Source organism: Nocardia concava NBRC 100430 (assembly GCF_000308815.1).
Taxonomy (GTDB): Bacteria; Actinomycetota; Actinomycetes; order Mycobacteriales; family Mycobacteriaceae; genus Nocardia; species Nocardia concava.
In genome coordinates this window covers 89501-110977 of record NZ_BAFX01000050.1, presented here as the reverse complement: position 1 = coordinate 110977, position 21477 = coordinate 89501, and the positions used below count along the sequence as shown (strand labels likewise).

Genomic DNA, 21477 nt, shown 5'->3' with positions numbered 1-21477 from the left:
CTCAAGTGTAGACCGCCGCTCGAACCTTCGAATCGACTGCGTCGAAATCAGTGCTGCGTCTGATCAGATGAAAGAGGCCCAAGCATGCCGACCCTGCACGATCCCCTGCCGCTGGCCAGCGGCCAGGTGCTGCCCAACCGCATTATGAAGTCGGCCCTGAGCGAGGGGCTGGCGAATGCCGAGAATGCTCCCGACGCACGGCTGGAGCGGCTCTACGGACGCTGGAGCCGGGGCGGCTACGGGTTGATCGTCACCGGCAATGTCATGGTCGACCGCCGCCACTGCGGCGAACCCGGCAACGTCGCCATGGAGGACGAACGCCACCTGCCGGCGCTGACCCGCTGGGCCAAGATCGCCAAGGACGGCGGGGCCAAGGTCTGGGTGCAGCTGAATCATCCGGGGCGGCAGGCCAATCCGATCGTGACACGGACGCGCGCGGTCGCGCCGTCGGCGATCGCCATGGGCATTCCCGGCGTTCCCGCGCCCCGGGCGCTCACCGAGCACGAGATCCTCGACATCATCGCGCGCTTCGGCCGCGCGGCCCGGGTCGCGGAGGCCGCCGGATTCGACGGCGTTCAGATCCACGGCGCACACGGATACCTTGTCTCCCAGTTCCTTTCACCGCTGTCCAATCAGCGCACCGACGCCTGGGGCGGGGATGCCACGCGGCGACGGCAGTTCGTGGTCGAGGTGGCCCGCAGCATTCGCGCGTCGGTCAGCCCCGGATTCGGGCTGGGCATCAAGCTCAACTCGGCCGACTTCCAGCGCGGCGGCTTCACCGAGGACGAGTCGCGCACGGTGATCGAGGAGCTCTCGGGCGAGGGCATCGACCTGTTCGAAATCAGCGGTGGCAGTTACGAATCCCCCGCGATGATGGGCCGCCCCGTCAGCGCCTCGGCGAGTACCCGCGCCCGCGAGGCCTACTTCCTGGACTACGCCGAGACGGCCCGGCGGGCCGCGGGCACGGTGCCGATCGCGGTGACCGGCGGCTTCCGCTCCCGGGTCGCCATGGCGGAGGCGCTGGCCGACGGCACCTGCGATGTCATCGGCCTCGGCCGCCCGACCGCCGTGATCCCCACCGCCGCAGCCGATCTGCTCACCGAGCGCACCGACACCCTGCGGCCCCCGCACATCTCCCTGGGCCTGCCGCCGCGCCTGGCGGCCAACGCCAATCTGAAGTCCGCCGACGGCGCGCTCGACCTGCAGTGGCACACCGATCAGCTCCACCTGCTGGGCGCCGGCAAGGATCCCGATCCCGACCGCTCCCCCTGGCTCACCGCGGTGACCATGCTGCGCCGCAATGGTTTCGACGCCTTCCGCAGCAAGCGCGCCGCCGCCCCGCGCTCGGCCGCCGACCGGGCCGCCCGCAAGTTCCGAATGGAACGCACCATGGGCCGCTACGTCATGAACCCGACCATCCGCGCCCTCGACAAGATCGGCGTCCGCACCGCCTTCGCCACCGAGATCGAGACCATCGGCCGCAAATCCGGTGAGCCACGCCGGGTTCCGGTCTCCATGCTGTTCGACGAGGACGGCGCCTGGGCCATCTGCCAGCACGGCCTGCGCTCGGGCTGGGGCCTCAACCTCTCCGCCAACCCGAATGTCCGCGTCCGCCAGGGCGATCGCTGGCGCACCGCCACCGCCGTCCTCCTCCCCGACGACGACGTGGTCGCCCGCACCCGCTCCTTCGCCCCCCACCCGGCCCTGGCCCCCTTCACCCGCGGTGTCTTCTCCGCCCTGGAGAGCGATCCGGTGACGGTGCGAATCACCTTCACGGATCGATAATTCACGGCCGCTTTCACGTAATCGGAAATTTATTTTCGTGTGATATGGTGAAAGCGAATTCGAATTTTCCTGCCTACCATCGGATCTCGCAGCATTCAGCCGATCCGATGGTAGGGAGAATTCGATGGAGAACGGGCCGAGTCGGACCGCGATGATCGCGGCGGCCAGCCGGGCGGCGCATCTGATCGTGGATCGCGAGCCGCATCTGTTCCGCGACACCGTGGCCGGGGCGCTGCTGGGCGAGCGGGCCGACGAACTCATCGGCTATCACCGGCGGTTCGGCGATCATCCGGTGCTCAGCGGCACGCGCAGCCAGGTCAATGCGCGTAGTCATTACACCGAGGCCCGGCTGGAGGACGGGTTCGGGCAGTACGTGATCCTCGGCGCGGGGCTGGACACGTTCGCCTACCGGTCACCGCTGGCCGGGCGGGTGGCGGTGTTCGAGGTGGATCATCCGACGACCCAGGAGTGGAAGCGGGAATTGCTCGACGCCGCCGGAATCGACGCCGCGACGGCCGAATTCGTGGGTGTCGATTTCGAGCGTGATGATCTGGCCGCCGAATTGTCGGCGCACGGGTTCGACAGGGATAAGCCCGCGTTGGTGAGCTGGCTCGGCGTGAGCATGTATCTCACCGAAGCCGCGATATCCGCCACCCTCACCACGCTGTCCGGGTTCGCTCCGGGCACCGAATTGGTGATGGAGTACGCGATCGCACCGGAGCTTCGGGACGAATCCGGCCGCGTCTACGCCGAATTCGCGCTGAATGCCACCGCGGGGCAGGGCGAACCGTTCCTGAGCTTCTTCTCACCCGAGGACCTGACCGCCCTGCTCGACCGCCACGGTTTCACTGTGGCGGACCACGTTTCGCAACGCGAGGCCGTCGACGCCGCTTTATGGCAGCGCGACGACGGCCTGCGCCCCGCCGACTTCTGCCGGCTGGTGCGTGCTCACAACTCCGGCCGGACCAGGATCTGAATGTGATCGTCGGGATTGCGCAGTGACTCGATGGCATCGGCGACGCCGTCCAGCCCGACCTGATCGGTGATCAGCGAGGCCGCGTCCACGGTGCCATCGGCTATGCGCCGCAAGGTCTTCGCGTATTCCTCGTGCGGGTAGACCATGCACATCTGCAGGGAGATGTCCTTGTAGATGCCGACGATCGGGCGGATGACATCGTCGGTCATCACCGCGCCGATCTGGAGGATGGCGGTCTCGCGCGGCACCTTGTACATCAGGTCGTTGAGCAGCCCGGGCACCGAGGCGCACACCCAGACGTGCAGTTTCTGGCCGGGTGAGGCGAGTTCCTGCCACACCTCGACCGGATCCTCGACACCCGGATCGACCACCCGGTGCGCGCCCAGGCGCAGCGCGGCCTCGCGGCGCAGCTTGGACGGATCCGAGGCCACGATCGGCGCGACGCCGCGTTCGGCCAGCGCCGCCACCGCACCCAGACCGACGGGGCCGCAACCGATCACGATGCCGGTCCCGTCGGGTCCGATGCCGGTGCGCGCCACATTCCCGAACCCGACCGCCAGCGGCTCGGTCATGGCCGCCACGTGCGGCGGCACCTGCTCGGGGATGGGTTCCAGGGCCATGGCCTGCAACACCATTCGCTCCCCGTACCCGCCGGGGAAGTCATTGGAGTAGCCGATGCCGTGGATCCCGCCCGCGGCATCCAGCGCCCACGGCAGCGCGACCACGTGCTGCCCCTCGGTGAACGGCGTGTCCGGTCCCGCGCCGATGACCCTGGCGGCCAGCTCGTGCCCCATCACCAGGTCCCGGTGCGGGTCGAACAGGAAGGTCGGCACGCCGGAATCCCGTGAGGCCTGCAGGAATTCGTCGGTGTAGTCGAGGGCCTGTTTATCGGACCCGCAGATCCCGCAGGCGATGGTCTCCACCAGCACCTGCCCGGGCCCGGGCACCGGGTCCGGCACCTCGTCCACCACGAGCTTGCGGTCTCGCATGACTACCGCGCGCATATCACTGTCCTTCCGTACCGGTTATTCAGTTGTGTGCCGACTCGGCCGTCAGCCCCGGGCCCATTCGTGGCCCCAGTAGCTGTCGGCGGTCATCTCCTCGGCGACGTAGTCCGCGCCGACCAGCATTCCCTCGCAACCGAATTCGAGATCCCAGTTGCCGGGCGTGCGGACATAGAAGGAGATCATCTTGTCGTTGGTGTGCCGCCCCAGCGTGGAGGACAGGTGGTAGCCCGCCTTGTTCACCCGGTCCAGGGCACGGCCCACATCGTCGAGCGAATCGACCTCGACCATGACGTGCACGATGCCCGGCCCGTCCGGCCGCGAGCCCGGAATCAGCGCGAGGCTGTGGTGGCGCGGGTTGACGCCCATGAAGCGGATCCAGATCGGATGCTCCGGCGGCCCGACCCGGAACGAGCCGCGCGAGGCGAAGCCCAGCACCTCGGTGTAGAACCGGCGCGCTTCCTCGATATCGCGCACCGGCAGCACCACGTGCCCGAGCCCGAGATCGCCGGTGACGAAACGGTTTCCGAACTTGCCGACCACCGGCGAGTGGTCCAGCAGCGGCCCGTGGAAGACCTCGATGGTGAACCCGGACGGGTCGACGAAGGCGATGGCCTCCTCGACGTGCCGGTTCACGGCCTCGGCCACCGACAGCGTGGAGACCGCGACCCCGGCCTTCTCCAGCGTCTCGCGCACCAGCTCCAGCGAGCGGCGGTCGGCCACCTGCCAGCCGACGGCGATAACCTCGTCCCGCTCGCCCGGTACCAGTTCGAAGCGGTAGGTGTGCTCGTCCACGCGCAGGTAGACGGAGTCCGCATTGGGTCCGGTGCCCTCGGCGAAACCGATGGTGTCGAAGGCGAACCGGCGCCAGGCGTCCACATCGGCGATGCGGGCGCGCACGTAGCCCAGGGAGGCGAACGCGGCCATGGTGATACTCCTCGGATTGTCAGTCGTAGGTGACGGAGATGTCGTCGGTGACCGGCACGGCCTGGCAGGCCAGCACATAGCCGTCGGCGATGTCGGCGTCCTCGAGAATTTCATTGCGGCGCATGCTCACCTCGCCGGAGACGATCCGGCACACGCAGGCGCTGCACGCCCCCTCCTTGCAGGAGTACGGGGCGTCCAGCCCCTTGGCGAGCATGGTGTCGAGCAGGGTCTGCTGCCGCGGCCAGGCGAGTTCGTGGTGTTCGCCGTCGAGTTCGACCCGCGCGACGGCGGCATCGCCCTCGTCGATCACGACATCGGCCGCGGCGGTATCGGTCTCGAACGGATTGCCCGACAGGGACACGAACTTCTCGCTGTGCACGCGCTTGCGGTCCGCGCCGAGCTCGGCCATCGCCGCCGCGACCGCGTCCATGAACGGGCCGGGACCGCAGACGAAGACCTCCCGGCCCGCCCACGGACGGGCCAACGCGGCCAGGCCGGCCACGCTCGGCAGCCCCTGGACCGACTGCAGCCAGTGCAGCACCAGCAGCCGATCCGGGTGCGCGGCGGCCAGATCCGCGAGTTCACGGGCGAAGATAACCGAATTCTCGTGCTGATTGGCGTAGATCAGCGTGCAATGGCCCGTGCCCTGCGCCAGCACGGCTTTCAGGATGGACAGCACCGGGGTGATGCCGCTGCCGCCGCCGAACAGCAGCAGGTCGGAGTCCAGGGATCCCGGGGTGAAGATCCCGGCGGGCGGCAAAGCCTGCAGGGTCAGGCCCTCGGCGGCGTTGTCGCACAGCCAGTTCGAGCCGTAGCCGTCGACGGTCCGCTTGACGGTGACCTTCAGCGGACCGTCCTCGTGCGGCGCGCTCGACAGCGAGTAGCAGCGGCTCACCGAACCGGTCAGGTCACTGGGGATGCGCAGGGTCAGGAATTGACCCGGACGATAGGCGAACCGCTCGGCATGTTCGGCCTCCGGGGCGAGCTCCAACGACACCGTGTCGGCGGTCTCGCGCACCACGCGCACGACCCGCACGGATGTGATGCCGGTCACTTTCGCCGCGGCCAGGGCCTCGTCTACCTCGAAGTCTGTCACCGTCATGCGTTCTTCCAGTTCCATTCCTGTGCTGTCTGTTTCACCGGCGTGCCGGCCGGGTAACCCGTACCTACGGGCCGGCCGCCGACGACGTCGGGCGGCCCACTTTTCTGAGCCAGGGGTCAGGCCAGGGTTCGCCCTCGGGTGCGGACGTCCACGTCCCGCGTGCTGACACCGATCGCACCCGAGGCGACGGCCTCATCGATGCTCGCGCGCAGCGCCCCGCAGGTGTGCGAACGCGGCGTGTTCCCGGCGAACTCCGTGCACTCCGCCATCGCGGTCTTGTTCCACTGCACGCTGGTGTGCTGGTCGCTGTACTTCTCCACCAGCACGCAAGTCCCGCAGGACCGGCACGAAACCTTGTCCATCCCAATGCCTCTCAGGCGTTCGCAGCCGCGCGGGACGCGCTGTCAGCGGAAGCCCGCTTGGCGATGTTGTCGGCGACTTCGGCCTCCCACGCGGTGACCGCGCGGGTGGTGTCCACCTCGTACTCGAACCGATCCGTCATCTCATCGGCGACATCCGCCACATCCACGTAGAACTGCTCGTACCAGCGACGCAGCTGATAAACCGGCCCGTCCTCCTCGCACAGCAGCGGATTGTTGATGCGCGACTTGCGCTTCCAGATGGCGGCGTCCTGCTCGAAGCCCTTACCCAGACCGCCCACGAACTTCTCGGCGATCTCGTTCGCCTGCTCGGCGGGCACGCCCTCGGGCCGCTTGGCGATCGCGCCGTACATGAGCACGAACTGGTTCTCGTTGATCGGGTAGTGGCAGTTGATCAGATAACCCTCGACCACAAGGCCGTTGGGGCTCTCACTCTTGAGGTAATCGATCATGAAGGACGGCCCGTAGTAAGAGGCCTCCGACTGCAGCACGTTCTTGCCGCCCAGCGCCTTGGCGGTCTCGCCCATCATGTCCTCACGCGACACCGAGGTCATGAACTGGCTGGCGGTATGGCCCTCGAAGACATTCTTGAAGAAGGTCGGGAAGCCGTAGTGCACGTAGAAGAAGTGCGCCATGTCCACCACGTTGTCGACGACCTCGCGGCAGTTGGCGTCCACGATCATCGAGTTCCAGGTCCAGTCGGTCCAGTCGTCGCTGAACGCGGCCTCGATGCGCGGGATGGCCAGCTCGGCCGGGGGCTGCTTGCCCTCCGGATCGTTCCAGACGAACAGCATGTGGTTCTCGACCATGGTCGGCCACGCCTTGGTGCGGGCCAGCGGCGGCACGCGGCGCGCGTACGGGATGCCGGTGCACTTGCCCTTGCCGTTCCAGCGCCAGTCATGGAACGGGCAGGCCAGCGAATCGCCCTTGATGGTGCCGTCGGCCAGATTGCCGCCCATGTGCGGGCAGTACGCGTTGAGCACGTTGAGGGTGCCGTCCTCGGCCGCGAAGACCACGATCTCGGTGCCGAAAGCCTTGACGGTGTGCGGCTTTCCGTCACGGAAGGAGTCGGCCAGGCCGAGGCAGTGCCAGCCGCGCGCGAATCGAGTCGGGGGCTTTCCCGAGTCGATGACGCGGACTTCGCTCTCTGCGGTGGTCATGTGAATTCCTCTCCTCTGTTGCTTCGATGGTTCCGGCCGATGTGACGGCGACGACAGCGCAGTCTCACTGGCCGGGAGGTCGCTACTGGTCTGCGAGACGGCTGAAAGACGCGCGGTAGAACAGCAGCGGATTCGCCTCGGAGTGCTCGTTCAGGCTGGTCACGCGCCCGATGACGATGGTGTGGTCGCCACCGTCCACCTCGTCGTGCAGCTCGCAGTCGATCGACGCCATGGCACCGACGAGCAGTGGCGACCCGTTCGCGGACGCGGCCCAGTCGACCCCGGCGAACTTGTCCGCGCCCGGCCGTCCGAGCCGACGGCAGATATCGGCCTGATCGTCGGCCAGGATGTTCACGCAGAACCGCCCCGCCGCACGGATTCTCGGCCAGGTGCTCGAGGTGCGCGCCGGGAAGAAACTCACCAGCGGCGGGTCGATCGACAGCGATGCGAACGACTGACAGGCGAAGCCCACCGGTTGCCCCTCGTCAAGGGCGGTGATCACGGTGACTCCCGAGGCGAAGCGCCCCAGAACGGTCTTGAAAGCCGCTGCGTCGATGGCCGGAACTTGATCCAGCACCGGGTCCACGGCGCCTCCTTATTTCGATCCGAAATATAGCTAGAAGTCATGACAGCAGGTCGCGGACCGGAGGCGTCAACTACGTGGTTCGGTCATCGGGACACGTATCCGTAGGTTTTACGTAGTTCCCCCGATTCCCCAGCGTGTGGCGCAGGGCACTGTGACTGGTAGCACACGCTCCGATCCAGGCACATGCCTAATCGGAATAGTCCTAGACTGGATATGACCAACGGAGGTACCCATGTCCGTCGCCCTGCTGCCCCCGGCGGAAGCTCGACCCACTCACAACCCCATGCGCGCCAAGGAATCCCGCGCCAGCGCCGAAGTCCCCGTCTCGATGATCGAGCGGATGACCTTGATCCTGGACGCATTCGACGCCTCCACCCCCACGCTCACCCTGCTCGGCCTGGTCGAGCGCACCGGGCTGCCGCGGTCCACCGTGCACCGGATCCTGGACCAGATGATCAAGCTGCGCTGGCTGGCCCACACCTCGGGCGGCTACCGCCTGGGCATGCGCGCCCTGGAGCTGGGCGGACTCACCGCCGACCACAACGAGATTCGCGATGCGGTGTCCCCGCTGCTGCACGAGCTGAGCCAGCGCACCGGCATGGTCGGGCACCTGGCGGTCCTCGACGGCCGCGATGTGGTCTACCTGGACAAGGCCGGTGGCCGCTTCGCCGCGAGCCTGCCCACCCGCCTGGGCGGCCGGATGCCCGCGCACGCAACGGCTCTCGGCAAGGCCATGCTCGCCTGTCTGGAGCCCAATATCGCCGAGGCCGCGCTGCGCAACCGCCTGCCGCGGCTGACCCCGCGCACCATCTGCGAGCCCGAGGCATTGGCCCGGGAGCTGGGGCAGATTCGCCTGCGCCAGGGCGTGGCCATCGATCGTGAGGAGGCCGTGGCCGGAATCGCCTGTGTCGCAGCGCCGCTGCGGGGCCGGGGCACCGCGCCCGCCGCGCTGTCGCTGTCCGGTCGCGCCGACGGCATGAGCTACGACCGGCTGGCCCGCGTCGTGCTCGAGGTCGCGCACGAGGCCGGCCGCACCCTGTTCCCGCGTCGCGCGCACTGGCGTTGAGCGGAGATACCGGATGCGGGGGCGATACAGTTCGATGATGACCGAGGGCGTGCCTGCCGATGAGGCACAAGCGATTCCGGAGCTGCCGACGACGGCGTGGGCGGTTCTCGGAATGCTCTCGCACGCCGAGGAACTCTCCGGCTACGACCTGAAGAAATGGGCGGACTGGAGTCTGCAGTTCTTCTATTGGAGTCCGTCGTTCAGCCAGATCTACGCCGAACTCAAGCGTTTGGAGAAACACGGCTACGCGACCTCGCGGACGGTGGTCTCCGAGGACGGCATGCGCGGTAAACGCATGTACGCCATTACCGAAAGCGGGCGCGAGGCCGCCTCGCACTGGGTGAACCACTCCCCCGTCGAGGCGCCGGTGCTCAAGCACAGCGTGATGCTGCGGGCCTGGCTGGGCCATCTGGCCGAACCCGAGCGCATGCGCGAGATCCTCACCCAGCACATCGAATACACCGAGACCATGCGGCGGCGCGCGCTGGCCGACGCCGAGGGCGCGGATGTGAATCCGGACTGGGCCTATCCCAGCGCGGTATTGCGCTGGTGCGTCAAGCATTACGAGGCGGAAAAGGAATTCGCCGAGGATCTGCTGGCGGATATGGACAAATTGGCGAGACAGCGTAGCCGCCGGAAGCCTGCCAAGCGGCAGAATTCCAGCGATTCCCACTGAACGGACTTGCTCATAGGCGACGCCCCGTGGGCGTGACACGGTTCACACGATCGTGTTACTACCCACTCTGGAGGACGCACTATGTCCACCTCCGTCGATACCGCGGTGCCGCCCGGCGCCGCGCCTGACGAAAGCGGCCGCCTCGACGGCGCGTCGAATCTGAGGATCTGGTCGGTCCTCGCGGTCATCGTGCTGTTCACCGAGATCTCCCCGATGCAGTACGTGATGGTCGCCTCCGCGCTGCGGCAGATCGCGCCCACCTTCCCCGACCAGGGCGCCAATATCAACTGGGCCATCATCGTTTTCGGCATCTTCGGCGCCGCGGTGTCCCCGCTGATCGGCAAGCTCAGCGACATCTACGGCAAGAAGCGGATGTTCGTGGTCTGCGGTGTGCTGTTCCTGCTCGGCACCCTGCTCTGTGCCGTCACCAGCACCTGGGCCCTGTTCCTGATCGGCCGTGCGCTGCAGGCGACCGCGATCGCCACCACCGTCGTGTCCTACGGCCTGATCCGCGACCTGATGCCGCGCCGGATGGTGCCCATCGGCCTCGGCATCGCCTCCACGGGTCTGGGTGTCTCCGCCCTCGCCGGTCCGCTGATCGGCGGCTACATCACCGATCACACCAGCTGGCGCGGGCTGTTCTGGTTCCTGTTCATCTTCGGCGTGGTCATGATTCCGCTGCTGATCGTCATCGTTCCCGAATCCAAGCTGCGCACCCCGCAGCGCCTGGATCTGGTCGGCGCGATCCTGCTCGGCGCGGGCGCGACGCTGACCCTGCTGTACCTGGACAAGGGCCAGGACTGGGGCTGGACCAAGCCGTCCACGCTGGCCTGGCTGATCGGCGGCGTGGTGCTGCTCGCGCTGTTCCCGATCGTGGAAATGCGTGCGAAGCAACCGATCATGGATATGAAGCTGCTGTTCAATCCGCGCGTGAGCATCGTGTTGTTCGTGGGTCTGCTGGCCTCGTTCATGATCGGGTACCAGTCCTACGCGACCGGGTACATGACGCAGTCGCCGCCGTCGGATCAGGTGGTGGCACAGGTCAAGGACGCCACCTGGGTGCAGGTGAAGGCCGGTGCGTTGCAGGCGGCCCAGGCGCAGGCGCTGACCCAGGCTCGCGCGCAGGGGCTGGCGCAGGCCGAGGAGCAGGCCAAGGCCGCGATGCCGCCGGGCGTGGAACTGCCGCCCGCACTGATCCAGCAGCTCACCGATCAGGTGAACGCGAAGGTCACACCCGAGGTGGTGAACGCGCAGGTGCCGCCGGAGATGGTGTACTCGAAGCTGCCGCCGGAGATGGTGCAGGTGAATCTGGATCCCGGCTACACCTACGGTGACAACTTCTCGCTGCTGAAGTTCGCCACCCACGTGACGCTGGCACAGTCGTTGATCGCCATGCTCTTCGGCTTCCTGGGCGGCCTCTGGATTCGCCGCTCGGGTGCGCGCTGGCCGCTGGTCACGGCGCTGGTGATCTTCGTGGGCAGCGGTCTGGCCTACGCGGCGCTCTCGCACGGCTGGCAGACCCAGGCGCTGATCAGCGCGGTGTACGGCATCGCGTTCGCGCTGTACTACGCCTCGACGCCGAACCTCATCGTGGAAGGCGTTCCGGCACAACAGCAGGGCATCAGCGCCGGCATGCTGGGTGTCATGCAGGCCATGGGCGCGGCCATCGGGCTCGCGGTGGCGACCGCGTTCCTGACGGCCAATCCGGTCAAGGCCGTGGTGTCGGTGACGGGCGCGCCGCCGGTCACCAAGGACATTCCGTTGCTGTACGCGGACAAGGGGTATGAGCTCGGGTTCTACTTCGTCGCGATCTCGGCGGCGGTGGCGCTGCTCGGTGCGTTCGTCATGAAGCACGGGCGCACCGCGGCGACCGGTGGTGCGGCGCACTAAGGGTCATAGATGGCACTGACGGTCGACAACTGAATGAGAAACGGCCCGGAGGCGATTCGCCTCCGGGCCGTTCTTCGCGCATCGCTGCCCGCTCACCGGGACCTGACCTCCTTGTTCTCCACTCGGCATATTTCGATTGGAAATAGGCCGACAGCACATGCGGCCCGGAGGAGGTGGTCGACGATGACCGGTGCACTCGACACCATCGCGGCGGCGCTGGCCGCCGTCGCCCGCGGCGGCATGGTGCTCGTCGTGGACGACGAGGATCGCGAGAACGAGGGCGATCTGATCCTGGCCGCCGAGCTTGCGACGGCGCAGAACATCGCGTTCCTGGTGCGGCACACCAGCGGAGTCATCTGCGTGCCGATGACCGGGGAGGACTGCGATCGGCTGGGATTGCCGCCGATGGCCGCGGTCAATCAGGATCCGAAGGGGACCGCCTATACCGTGTCGGTGGACGCGGTCGCGGGGGTGAGCACGGGTATTTCGGCGGCCGATCGGGCGACGACCATGCGGCTGCTGGCCGATCCGCGGACCACCGCCGAGCAGCTGTCGCGGCCGGGGCACGTGTTCCCGTTGCGCGCGAATCCCCGTGGGGTGCTGGGGCGTCCGGGGCATACCGAGGCCGCCGTGGATCTGATGCGGCTGGCCGGGTTGCGGCCCGCCGGGGTCATCGCCGAGGTGGTCAATGACGACGGCACCATGGCTCGGTTGCCGGAGTTGCTGGTCATGGCGCGCGAGTGGGACATCCCGATCATCTCGATCGCCGATCTGATCGAGCACCGGAAGCAGTTGGAGCACGGGATTTCTCGCGTGGTCGAGACCCGGTTGCCCACGCGGTTCGGGGATTTCCGGGTTTACGGGTACGCCGATGAGCACACCGGCGCGGAGCATCTGGCGCTGGTCTACGGCGATCCGTCCGGTGAAAACGTAATGGCCCGAGTGCATTCCGAATGTCTGACCGGCGATGCGTTCGGTTCGCTGCGGTGTGATTGCGGCGAGCAGCTCGATGCGGCGCTGGCGGCCGTCGCCTCGGAGGGACGCGGTGTGGTCGTCTACCTCCGCGGCCAGGAGGGCCGGGGCATCGGATTGCTCAACAAGCTGCGCGCCTACGAGTTGCAGGACGCCGGGGCCGACACGGTCGATGCCAATGTGCGGCTGGGATTGCCCATCGATGCCCGCGATTACGGCGCGGCGGCCTGGATTCTCGCCGATCTGGGCGTGAATTCCGTTCACCTGCTGAGCAATAACCCGGCCAAGCAGGCGGGCCTGGAAGCCAACGGGATCACCGTGCACAGCCGGATTCCGCTGCAGACCCAGCCCACCGAGCACAATGTCCACTACCTCAGCACCAAGCGGGACCGGATGAGCCATCAGCTGCCGCACTTCGAGGCCGTGGGCTACCGCTGAGCGCACGGATGGAATGCTGGCGGGGTGAAGATCGCGGCCGCCCAGCTCACCTGTGTCCCCGGCGATGTCGACGCCAATGTGAGGCAGGCGGTCGAGCTTGCCCGGCGGGCGCGGGACCGGGGCGCGGAGCTGATCGTGTATCCGGAGCTGACGCTGACCGGGTACGAGTTGAAGTTGATCGCCGACAACCCCCGATTGCTGGTCGACGCGCAGGACGTTCGGCTGGATCCGCTGCGTGACAGCGGGATCGCAACCGTGATCAACTGTGCGGCGCCCACTGATCACGGGCCAGCCATCACGACGTACGTCTACGGGACTTCGGGCGAACCGATGTGCGAGTACCTCAAGCAACATCTGTACGAGCAAGAGCAGGGGGTGTTCGTGGCGGGTGCGCAGGACGGCCGGTTCGAATTCGGCGGACTGCGGTTCTCAATCGCCACCTGCTACGACAATCACTTCCCCGACCTCATCGCGCGGAACGCGGATGCGGGGTGCCAGGTGCACCTGGCCAGTTCGCTGTACGGGAGCGAGGGCGGAGTGCGAGAGCGAGCGACGATCTATCCGGGGATCGCGCGCGAGTCGGGTATGGCCGTGGTGCTGGCGAATCATGTTGGGGCAGCGGGCCCGTGGATCGGATGCGGCGGAGCGGCGCTCTGGGCTCCCGGCGGCGACCTGCTGGTCGAGGGCGATTCCAGCTCGACCAGCGTCGTCGTGGCGCAAGTCGGCTAAGCACCTCGACGGAAATCCAACCCGTCATCCCGGCATGCTCTTGGCCGGGATCTCGCTGTCCGAGGTGGATTCCGGCCAAAAGCACGCCGGAATGACGAGGAGAACCTTCGACCAGATGCTTAATCAGGCGAGCCAGGTCAGCGGCGTGACCTCGCGAACGTGGATCAGGACGTCGAAGGCCTCGGCCGGGTTGTCGACCGCCGTGTACCCGTCGGCATCTCGGGCCGGGTCGTAGATGCCGCTGATGACCCGCATCTTGGTGGACTCGGTGATCGGGTCGGTGCGCATGTCCAGCCACAGTGTCGGGTCCGCCTGCTCGCCGAGCTTCGCATCGAGGGAATCCGGTGCGGGGGCGGGGATCTCGTACATGCCGACATTGCCGTGGTGGAATCCGATTGCCACGGCGGCGTAGTCGCGGCCGAAGCGGTCGCGCAGGACGCTGCCGACGGTGTCCTTGACGGCGGAGACGTGGGAGATGCCGTCCCAGTACACGGTGCGCAGGCCGGTGCGCCGATGGTGCTCGATGATCGAGGCGGCCCAGAGGTCGGCCTCGCCGGCGAAACTGCCACGGCCCGTGACGCTGTGGGCGTGGAACTCCTCGATCAGAGCCATTCGGGCGCGCACGGATTCGTCGAGGCCCGGAATCGAGGCGAGCAGGGCCGAGGCGTCGCGAGCACGGTCGAGGAAGCGGCGACCGGGGTGGACGCCCCGGGCGCGCTGGACGTGCTCATCGAGGGTGTGCGCGGTGCGGATGGGGTCCAGATGGGCCGCGAGCTCGGCGAGGTGGTCGGGGGCCTGGACCCGAACGGCGTCCAGGACGGCGTCGTAGTCCTCCGGCTGGGCCTGGACCGGCTTGATGCCGATGATCTGCACCTCATCGCCGGGGTGGGCTTCGTTGAACTCGCGAATCCAGGTGAGCGCCGCGGCCATTTCCGCTGTGCGCCAGGGCCGCCAGGCATTGTCGAGGGCGGAGGTGGCGGTGCCCTTGCCGTGTCGAACGTAGGCGTCGAGGGTCTCACCGACATCGGCGCTGTCCTGGACCGCCAGGGTCCGGAAGTTGTGGTTCTCGACCAGGTCTCGGAACAGCTCGTCGCGAATGGTGAAGGTCTCGTGGGCGAAGCGGGTCGACTCGCCGATCCCGACGATCGTTGCGGTGGAGAGTGCGTTGGCGTCCATGCCGTCCACTCTTCAACCTGAACAATGGTTCAGGTCAAGCCGGTGAGATCTTGGACGCCATCAGCTCCGAGACCCGAGCACCCATGGCGCGTCCGGCGGCCAGTAGCGGTTCGGTCGACCGCAGTGTCCGGCTGAGCACGAAGGCCCCTTCCAGCGCGCAGAGAATCGCGATCATCAATTCCCTTGCGTCGCTTTCCGGAAGGCCACGGCGGACGAAGTATCCGGTGCCCTGGTCGATCCAGGAGGTCATGACTTCCGCTGCGACATCACGGATTTCGGGTGCGCTGTCGGCCACTTCTCCCGCGACCGTGCCGACCGGGCACATGTTGATCCAGCCGTTCTGCTCGATGGTCTCGGCGGCCGCGGCGAAGGCGGCCGGGACGGCTTCGCGGAGGTCGGCGTGGGCGTCCATCAACAGCGGGAGGAGCTGGATGTACGCCGCGCCGGAGGTGCGCAGGGATTCGGCGGCGATGGCGGATTTCCCGGCCGGGAAGTGGTGGTACAGCGAGCCCATGGGAGCCGAGGCGGCGGCGGTGATCTGTTTGACGGTGATCGCGCTGTAGCCCTGCACGCGCATGAGCTCGGCGACGGCCGTTACCAGGCGGTCCCGGGTACTGGTTGACAGGTTCTCGCTCACGAATACAGACTAGAGCAAACGCACTAGAGCGTGTGCTCTAGAGGAGGAGTCGATCATGCCGACTGTCGAGGTAAGTGCGGGACGAATCCATTACAGCGAGCGGGGTGAGGGTCCGGCGGTCGTGCTCTTGCACGGGCTGCTGATGAATCAGACGCAGTGGGACGCGGTGATCGGGAAGCTGCCGCAGGGGTTCCGGTACATCCAGCCGGAGTTGCCGCTGGGCTCGCATCCGGAACCGCTGCGGGAGGATGCCGATCTGAGCATGCGGGGGCTGAACCAGCTGATCGCGGATTTCCTTGCGGCGCTGGATCTGCACGATGTGACGCTGGTGCACACCGATTGGGGCGGCAGCCTGTTCCTCACCGCGTACGGGCTGGACGAGCGGGTCGGGCGGATGATCGTGCTGCCGTGCGAGGCGTTCACCAATTTCCCGCCGGGCCTGCCGGGCAAGACCGTCACCGCGGCCGCCTACCTGCCGGGCGCACTGACCTTGGGGCTCAAGCAGTTACGCATCTCCTGGCTGCGGTCGTCGCCGCTGTTGTTCGGCTGGATGGCGCGCTATCCGCTCAGCGACGAACTCGTGCACGGCTGGACCGAACCGGGCCTGCGGGACAAGCGGATTCAGCGGGACATGCTGAAGTACGGCAAGTCCAAGCGGCCCAAGGCCGAGCTCATCGCGAATACCGAAGCGCTGCGCGACTTCCGGGGCGAGGCGCTGATTCTCTGGTCGTCGGCGGGCAAGGTGATGCCGCGCGAGCACGGCCGGCGACTGGCCGAGATCATTCCCAAGGCGCGCCTGGTCGAGATCGATGACGCCTATGTGCTGTCGATGATCGATCAGCCCGATGCGGTGGCGGCGGCCATGTCGGAGTTCCTCACCGAGGCGGTCATCGAATCCGAATAGGGCCCGCGCTACCGTTCGGTAAGGTCGGCGAAATCGGCCGGACGAATGCACTGGAGGCGCGATGCCGAGCTTCATGAGCCAGGTGGTGGTGCCCGCGTTTCTGCGGGTCACGCGCGCCAACCAGCCCTTCCTGACCGCCGAGGGCGCTCGGAAACACATTCGCGAGCGGACGCTGCGACCGCAGTCCTTCGGGCCGCCGCGCATCCTGCGCTCGGACGTCGAGGTGTCGGTGCGGCGGGAGAACGGCTGGCCGATCTACACCCTCACGCCGCGATCCGGCGGCGCGCACGGGAACGTCATCTACTGCCATGGCGGCGGGTGGGTCAATGAGATCGCCCGGCAGCATTGGGAATTGGCCGCCGATATCGCGGCTCGGGCGAAAACCACGGTCACGCTGCCCATCTACCCGCTGATCCCGTACGGCACCGCCGATCAGGTGATTCCGGCCTTCGCCGATCTGGTCCGCGCCAATCGCGCCGAATACGGCGAGGTGTGCCTGGCCGGGGATTCGGCGGGCGGGCAGATCGCGCTCTCCACCGCGGTGGTGCTGCGCGATGCCGGTGACCCGAGTGTGCCTCGGACAGTGCTGATTTCGCCCGCCACCGATCTGTCGATGGTCAATCCCGAGATCCCGATCGTCCAGCCGGAGGATCCCTGGCTGGGCCGGGACGGCGGCGTGGTCCTGGGTGACCACTGGCGCGGCCCGCTCCCCTTCACCGACCCCCGGGTGAGCCCGCTCTACGCCGACTTCACCGGCCTCGGCCCGCTCACCGTCTTCTGCGGCACCCGCGACATCCTGCTGCCGGATGCTCGCCTCATGGTCGAGAAGGCCCGGGCCGCAGGGGTCGAGGTCGACTATCACGAGGCCTCGGGCCTGGTGCATGTCTATCCGCTGACCCCGACACCGGAAGGCCGTGCGGCCCGGACCGTCATCATCGACGCCCTGCGCAGCGCGCTCAGTCGGACACGTTCCCCGCATTCGCATTGAGCCACTGCCGGGCGCGGGTGGCGGAGGCGCGTGAAAGCCAGGCGTCCTGAATGACTTCGGTGAGTTCGGCCAGGGACAGTTCGGGAATTCGGCTGCCGCGCACCAGAACCGAGAGATGTCCGCGGAAATGGTCGGTGGTGAAGAACGGGGAATCGGGGTCCTGGGTCAACGCCAGCTTGTCGTCCTCGGAGGGCACCCAGATCACGATGACGTCGTCATAGCGCTCGCCGGTCTCCGGGTCGAAGGCGTCGGGCCGCGGGGTGCGGAAGAAGACGAAGGATTTGCGGCCCACCTGGTAGACCGGATTGCCCGCCGGACCTTGCTCGATGGTCACGTGCGGCATGCCCAGCGCGATCTCGTGGACGTCTGCGAGGCGGGCCCGGCGACTTCTGCTCGGCACACGGCGAGTCTATCGGCCGCGCTTACCAGACCGACGCGAGCAGCTTTTATGCACCGCCGCTGGCAAGAAATGGGACAGATCACATAGGTTGGACGCCATGGCGCGGCGTGTCAATGGAAACCTCCCCGAAGAGGTGACTAGCTTCGTCGGCCGCCGCGAAGAGCTGGCTACCGCGAAGCGACTGCTGCCCACCACCCGGGTACTGACCCTGCTGGGTCCCGGCGGCATGGGCAAGACGCGACTCTCGCGGCAGATCGGGCAGCTGGTGTCGCGGGCCTTCCCGGACGGGGTGTGGCTGGTCGAGCTGGCCGACGTGCAGGATCCGGCGCTGGTGACGCTGAGCGTGGCCGAGGCGCTGAACCTGCGCGACGAGTCCACCGCACCGCTGCCCCGGCTCACCGAATTCCTGGCCGACAAGCGGCTGCTGCTGATTCTGGACAACTGTGAGCATCTGATCGAGGCGTGCGCCGCGCTGGTCGGGCGGATCATCGCCACCACCCCCGATGTGCGGGTGCTGGCGACCAGTCGCGAGGTGCTCGGCATCCCGGGCGAGCAGGTCATGCCGGTGCCGCCGCTGACCGTGCCGGACACCGTCGGCGAGGACGGCGACGCGCTGCAGCTGTTCATCGAGCGCGCCACCGCCGCCAATCCGGGCTTCCAGGCCACCCCCGCCAATCGGGCCGTGCTGGCCGAGATCTGCCGCCGGCTCGAGGGCATGCCGCTGGCACTGGAGCTGGCGGCGCTGCGGCTGCGCATGTTCACCCCGGAACAGATCCTGGACCGCCTCGATGACACCATCGGGCTGCTGTCCGCCGGGCCGCGCACCGCGCCGCAGCGGCAGCAGACCATCGAGGGCGCGATCCGGTGGAGCTACGACCTGTGCACCGCGGCCGAACAGGCGCTGTGGGAACAGCTTTCGGTGTTCGCGGGCGGTTTCGACATCGATGCCGCGGAGGCGGTGTGCGAGCTGGGGCCGGGCTCGCTGATGGAGGCGCTGACCGGGTTGGTCGACAAGTCGGTGGTGATGCTGCGCTTCGACGGGGAGGTCGCGCGGTATTCGATGCTGGAGCCGATCCGCCAGTTCGCGGCCGACCGGCTGGCCGAACGCGGTACGGCGCAACAGGTTCGGTCCCGGCACCGCGAGCACTACCGGCAGCTGGCCATGCGCGGGCAGACCGCCTACTGGACCGCCGAGGATGTGGACTGGTTCAGCGAATTGTCCAGGGAGCACGCGAATCTGCGGGCCGCACTGAAGTCGGGGCTGGAGGACGAGCCGCTGATCACCATGGCGACCGTGACCGTGCTGCGGCCGTTCTGGGAGCACAACCGATTCCTGTCCGAGGGCTACCGGTGGCTCACCGATTCGCTGACGCGCAATCCGGAGCGCACCGCGGAACGAGCCAAGGCGTTGTCGTCGGCGGCCTCGCTGGCGGCGCTGCTGGGAGATCAGGAATCGGCGACCCGGTTGGTCGGCGAATGCATGGAATTGGCCGCGGCCCTGGGCGATGACGACATCATGGCGGAGGTGGCGCTGGATCAGTCGCTGCTCGCCTTCGCCGACAGCGACCGGGAACGGTCGTTGGATCTGGGTCGCCACGCCATCGAATTGGCGGCGTCACACGGACAGCACGCCATCGAAATGGACTCGCACGCATTCTCTTTCATGGCGGCCATGGTGCTGGAGGCCCCGGGCCGCACCGAATTGGCCCAGCGTTTCCTGGAACTCACCACCCACAGCGGCTCGCACCTGCTCGGCGGGCTGGCGTTGTGGACGGTCGGCATCGACCATTGGCGGCGCGGCGATCTCGACGCCGCCGCCGAATACCACGGCCGCGCCATCGAACAGCTCGCCCTGTTCGAGCGCTGTATCTGGCTGTCCTCCGCGTTCGAGGGCCTGGCGTGGACCGTCTCGGCCCGCGGCGACCACGAGCGCGCCGCCCGCCTCATGGGTTCGGCGGAATCCCTGCAGCGCAGCACGATTCGCCTGGCCCACACCATCACCGTCGCGGTCGGCGAGAAGGAACGTCTCAAGGTTCGCGAGGCGCTCGGCGAGGAAGCCTTCCGCGCCGCCTTCGGCGCGGGTGCGAGCCTGCCCCTCGAAGAGGCCATCGACTACGCCCTGGGCCGGACCCCGGCCGAGCCGGAACCCGTCACTCCCCCACCGGCTCTCAAGCGTGCGCCGCGCGCCACCACCGCCACCCTCACCGAAACCAATGTCCTGACGCGTCGTCAGAAGGACGTGGCGCGTCTGGTGGCGGCGGGCCACAGCAATAAGCGAATCGCGGCCGACCTGGTCATCTCGGTGCGCACCGCCGAGACCCACGTCGAGCACATCCTCACCAAGCTCGGGCTCACCTCCCGCACCCAGCTCGCGGCCTGGGCACACGAGCACGATTTGTGAAAGTTGGGATCGGTAGGCGCCGCTCGAGGCATCTACTTACGGCATGACATTTTCTCAACCTCCCGCCAACCACCCGCAGTCCGCCGGCCTGGACAAGAAGACCAGCGCGATCCTGTCCTACGCGCTGGGCTGGCTCACCGGCATCGTCTTCCTGTTCGTGGGCAAGAACGATCCCGATGTGAAATTCCATGCCTCGCAATCGATCGTCTTCTTCGGAGCCGTCTCGGTGGTCAACGTCGTGCTGAGCATCGTCGGTTCGCTGCTCGGGACGCTGGGGATCATCTTCAGCCTCGCCGGGCTGGCGGTCGCGGTCCTGGCGCTCGTCGTCTGGATCATGGCCATGATCCAGGCCAACAACGTCGGCGGTGTCCGGGCCGAGCTTCCCCTGGTCGGGAAATACGTTGCCCCGTATGCCGATCGGCTGGCCGCATCGGTCAAGTAGCCGCGCAACCGAAGTCCCCAAGTCCGAATATCAACGGCCCGAGACACTCTCGGGCCGTTGGCGTTCACGCGGAACGACCTCAGCGGTAGCGGAACGACCTCAGCGGTATTCGGGGTTCTCGTAATCGAAGCGGCAGCCCGCGTCCCAGGCGGTGCGCTGGTTGCCGAAGGCGGGGATGCCGTTGGCGTCCTTCAGGATTCGGGCCAGGTGCAGCAGGTTCCAGGTCATGAAGGTGGTGTTGCGGTTGGTGAAGTCGTTCTCCGGGCCGCCGGAGCCCTCGTCGAGGTAGGAGGGGCCGGGGCCCGCCTCGCCGATCCAGCCCGCGTCGGCCTGGGGCGGGATGGTGTAGCCGAGGTGCTGGAGGCTGTAGAGGATGTTCATGGCGCAGTGTTTGACGCCGTCCTCGTTGCCGGTGATGAGGCAGCCGCCGACCCGGCCGTAGTAGGCGTACTGGCCCGCCTCGTTGAGCAGGTGGGAATTGGCGTAGAGCCGTTCGATGACGCGTTTGGTGACGGAGCTGTTGTCGCCCAGCCAGATCGGGCCCGCGACCACCAGGATGTCGGCGGCCATGACGCGGCGTTGCAGCAGCGGCCACTCGTCGGATTTCGCGCCGTGCTCGGTCATATCGGGCCAGACGCCGGTGGCGATGTCGTGGTCGACGGCGCGGATATGGTCGACCTCCACACCGTGCTTCTCCATGATGCGGGCGCTGGCGTCGATCAGGCCCTGGGTGTTGCTGATGCCCGGGGACGGCTTGAGGGTGCAGTTGATGAAGAGTGCGCGCAGGTCGTCGTAGTTCGTCATGCGGTGCAGTGTCGGGACGCCGCGGCAGCGTTAC

General features: G+C 67.5%; 21 protein-coding genes. 11 read left to right on the top strand and 10 right to left on the bottom strand.

Annotated elements, in window-relative coordinates; genetic code table 11:
- Positions 1-84: 84 nt before the first annotated feature.
- Positions 85-1785 (top strand): nitroreductase family deazaflavin-dependent oxidoreductase, encoded by a 1701-nt coding sequence (locus ON43_RS10730; protein ID WP_040806316.1) that lies wholly within the window; start codon positions 85-87, stop codon positions 1783-1785.
- A gap of 124 nt (positions 1786-1909) precedes the next feature.
- The gene (locus ON43_RS10725) at positions 1910-2761 is read left to right on the top strand and encodes a class I SAM-dependent methyltransferase (RefSeq protein ID WP_086007921.1); all 852 of its coding nucleotides are present in this window, start codon (positions 1910-1912) and stop codon (positions 2759-2761) included.
- Here the strand turns inward: ON43_RS10725 and ON43_RS10720 are convergent.
- The 6 genes from ON43_RS10720 to ON43_RS10695 all read right to left on the bottom strand — a co-directional run bounded on the left by ON43_RS10720 (position 2734) and on the right by ON43_RS10695 (position 7920).
- Positions 2734-3765 (bottom strand): zinc-binding dehydrogenase, encoded by a 1032-nt coding sequence (locus ON43_RS10720; protein ID WP_040806315.1) that lies wholly within the window; start codon positions 3763-3765, stop codon positions 2734-2736. The two genes, ON43_RS10725 and ON43_RS10720, sit on opposite strands and share 28 nt — an antisense overlap.
- Positions 3766-3813: 48 nt before the next feature.
- The gene (locus tag ON43_RS10715; protein WP_040806313.1) at positions 3814-4692 is read right to left on the bottom strand and encodes a VOC family protein; all 879 of its coding nucleotides are present in this window, start codon (positions 4690-4692) and stop codon (positions 3814-3816) included.
- 19 nt (positions 4693-4711) lie between these two features.
- Positions 4712-5788 carry a 2Fe-2S iron-sulfur cluster-binding protein gene (locus tag ON43_RS10710; RefSeq protein WP_444543739.1) on the bottom strand — a complete coding sequence of 359 codons (1077 nt, stop codon included), beginning with the start codon at positions 5786-5788 and terminating at the stop codon, positions 4712-4714.
- A 122-nt stretch (positions 5789-5910) separates the two neighbouring features.
- Positions 5911-6156: a hypothetical protein gene (locus ON43_RS10705; RefSeq protein WP_040806312.1), complete on the bottom strand. Its 246-nt coding sequence runs from the start codon at positions 6154-6156 to the stop codon at positions 5911-5913.
- Between the two features lie 11 nt (positions 6157-6167).
- Complete coding sequence (locus ON43_RS10700; protein WP_040806309.1) at positions 6168-7334, bottom strand: 3-ketosteroid-9-alpha-monooxygenase, oxygenase component; 1167 nt, start codon at positions 7332-7334, stop codon at positions 6168-6170.
- 82 nt (positions 7335-7416) lie between these two features.
- Positions 7417-7920 (bottom strand): flavin reductase family protein, encoded by a 504-nt coding sequence (locus ON43_RS10695; protein WP_040806307.1) that lies wholly within the window; start codon positions 7918-7920, stop codon positions 7417-7419.
- Positions 7921-8152: 232 nt separating this feature from the next.
- Here ON43_RS10695 and ON43_RS10690 point away from each other — a divergent pair, with 232 nt between their 5' ends.
- The 5 genes from ON43_RS10690 to ON43_RS10670 all read left to right on the top strand — a co-directional run bounded on the left by ON43_RS10690 (position 8153) and on the right by ON43_RS10670 (position 13691).
- Positions 8153-8986, top strand: a complete 834-nt coding sequence (locus tag ON43_RS10690; protein ID WP_083913307.1) for an IclR family transcriptional regulator — start codon at positions 8153-8155, stop codon at positions 8984-8986.
- 37 nt (positions 8987-9023) lie between these two features.
- A complete protein-coding gene (locus ON43_RS10685; protein ID WP_040806304.1) occupies positions 9024-9662 on the top strand; it encodes a PadR family transcriptional regulator in 639 nt (212 codons plus the stop codon).
- An 81-nt stretch (positions 9663-9743) separates the two neighbouring features.
- A complete protein-coding gene (locus ON43_RS46755) occupies positions 9744-11552 on the top strand; it encodes an MFS transporter (protein WP_040806302.1) in 1809 nt (602 codons plus the stop codon).
- 183 nt (positions 11553-11735) lie between these two features.
- The gene (locus ON43_RS10675) at positions 11736-12962 is read left to right on the top strand and encodes a bifunctional 3,4-dihydroxy-2-butanone-4-phosphate synthase/GTP cyclohydrolase II (protein WP_040806299.1); all 1227 of its coding nucleotides are present in this window, start codon (positions 11736-11738) and stop codon (positions 12960-12962) included.
- A 24-nt stretch (positions 12963-12986) separates the two neighbouring features.
- On the top strand, positions 12987-13691 hold the full coding sequence (locus ON43_RS10670; protein ID WP_040806296.1) for a carbon-nitrogen hydrolase family protein: 705 nt from the start codon (positions 12987-12989) through the stop codon (positions 13689-13691).
- A gap of 123 nt (positions 13692-13814) precedes the next feature.
- On the opposite strand, the gene ON43_RS10665 is transcribed toward ON43_RS10670, so the two are convergent.
- Positions 13815-14867: an erythromycin esterase family protein gene (locus ON43_RS10665; RefSeq protein WP_051178252.1), complete on the bottom strand. Its 1053-nt coding sequence runs from the start codon at positions 14865-14867 to the stop codon at positions 13815-13817.
- Between the two features lie 34 nt (positions 14868-14901).
- Positions 14902-15504 carry a TetR/AcrR family transcriptional regulator gene (locus ON43_RS10660; RefSeq protein WP_083913305.1) on the bottom strand — a complete coding sequence of 201 codons (603 nt, stop codon included), beginning with the start codon at positions 15502-15504 and terminating at the stop codon, positions 14902-14904.
- A gap of 55 nt (positions 15505-15559) precedes the next feature.
- Between ON43_RS10660 and ON43_RS10655 the strand changes: the two genes are divergently transcribed.
- Positions 15560-16408, top strand: a complete 849-nt coding sequence (locus ON43_RS10655) for an alpha/beta fold hydrolase (RefSeq protein ID WP_040806294.1) — start codon at positions 15560-15562, stop codon at positions 16406-16408.
- Positions 16409-16469: 61 nt separating this feature from the next.
- Positions 16470-17396, top strand: a complete 927-nt coding sequence (locus ON43_RS10650) for an alpha/beta hydrolase fold domain-containing protein (RefSeq protein ID WP_040806293.1) — start codon at positions 16470-16472, stop codon at positions 17394-17396.
- Here the strand turns inward: ON43_RS10650 and ON43_RS10645 are convergent.
- The gene (locus tag ON43_RS10645; protein WP_051178251.1) at positions 17365-17739 is read right to left on the bottom strand and encodes an MmcQ/YjbR family DNA-binding protein; all 375 of its coding nucleotides are present in this window, start codon (positions 17737-17739) and stop codon (positions 17365-17367) included. The genes ON43_RS10650 and ON43_RS10645 overlap by 32 nt on opposite strands.
- A gap of 154 nt (positions 17740-17893) precedes the next feature.
- On the opposite strand from ON43_RS10645, the gene ON43_RS10640 reads away from it, so the two are divergent.
- The gene (locus ON43_RS10640; protein ID WP_040806288.1) at positions 17894-20197 is read left to right on the top strand and encodes a LuxR C-terminal-related transcriptional regulator; all 2304 of its coding nucleotides are present in this window, start codon (positions 17894-17896) and stop codon (positions 20195-20197) included.
- Positions 20198-20240: 43 nt separating this feature from the next.
- Positions 20241-20639 carry a DUF4870 domain-containing protein gene (locus tag ON43_RS10635; protein ID WP_040806287.1) on the top strand — a complete coding sequence of 133 codons (399 nt, stop codon included), beginning with the start codon at positions 20241-20243 and terminating at the stop codon, positions 20637-20639.
- A gap of 99 nt (positions 20640-20738) precedes the next feature.
- Here the strand turns inward: ON43_RS10635 and ON43_RS10630 are convergent, their stop codons facing one another.
- Positions 20739-21443: a flavodoxin family protein gene (locus ON43_RS10630; protein WP_040806285.1), complete on the bottom strand. Its 705-nt coding sequence runs from the start codon at positions 21441-21443 to the stop codon at positions 20739-20741.
- Positions 21444-21477: the final 34 nt, after the last annotated feature.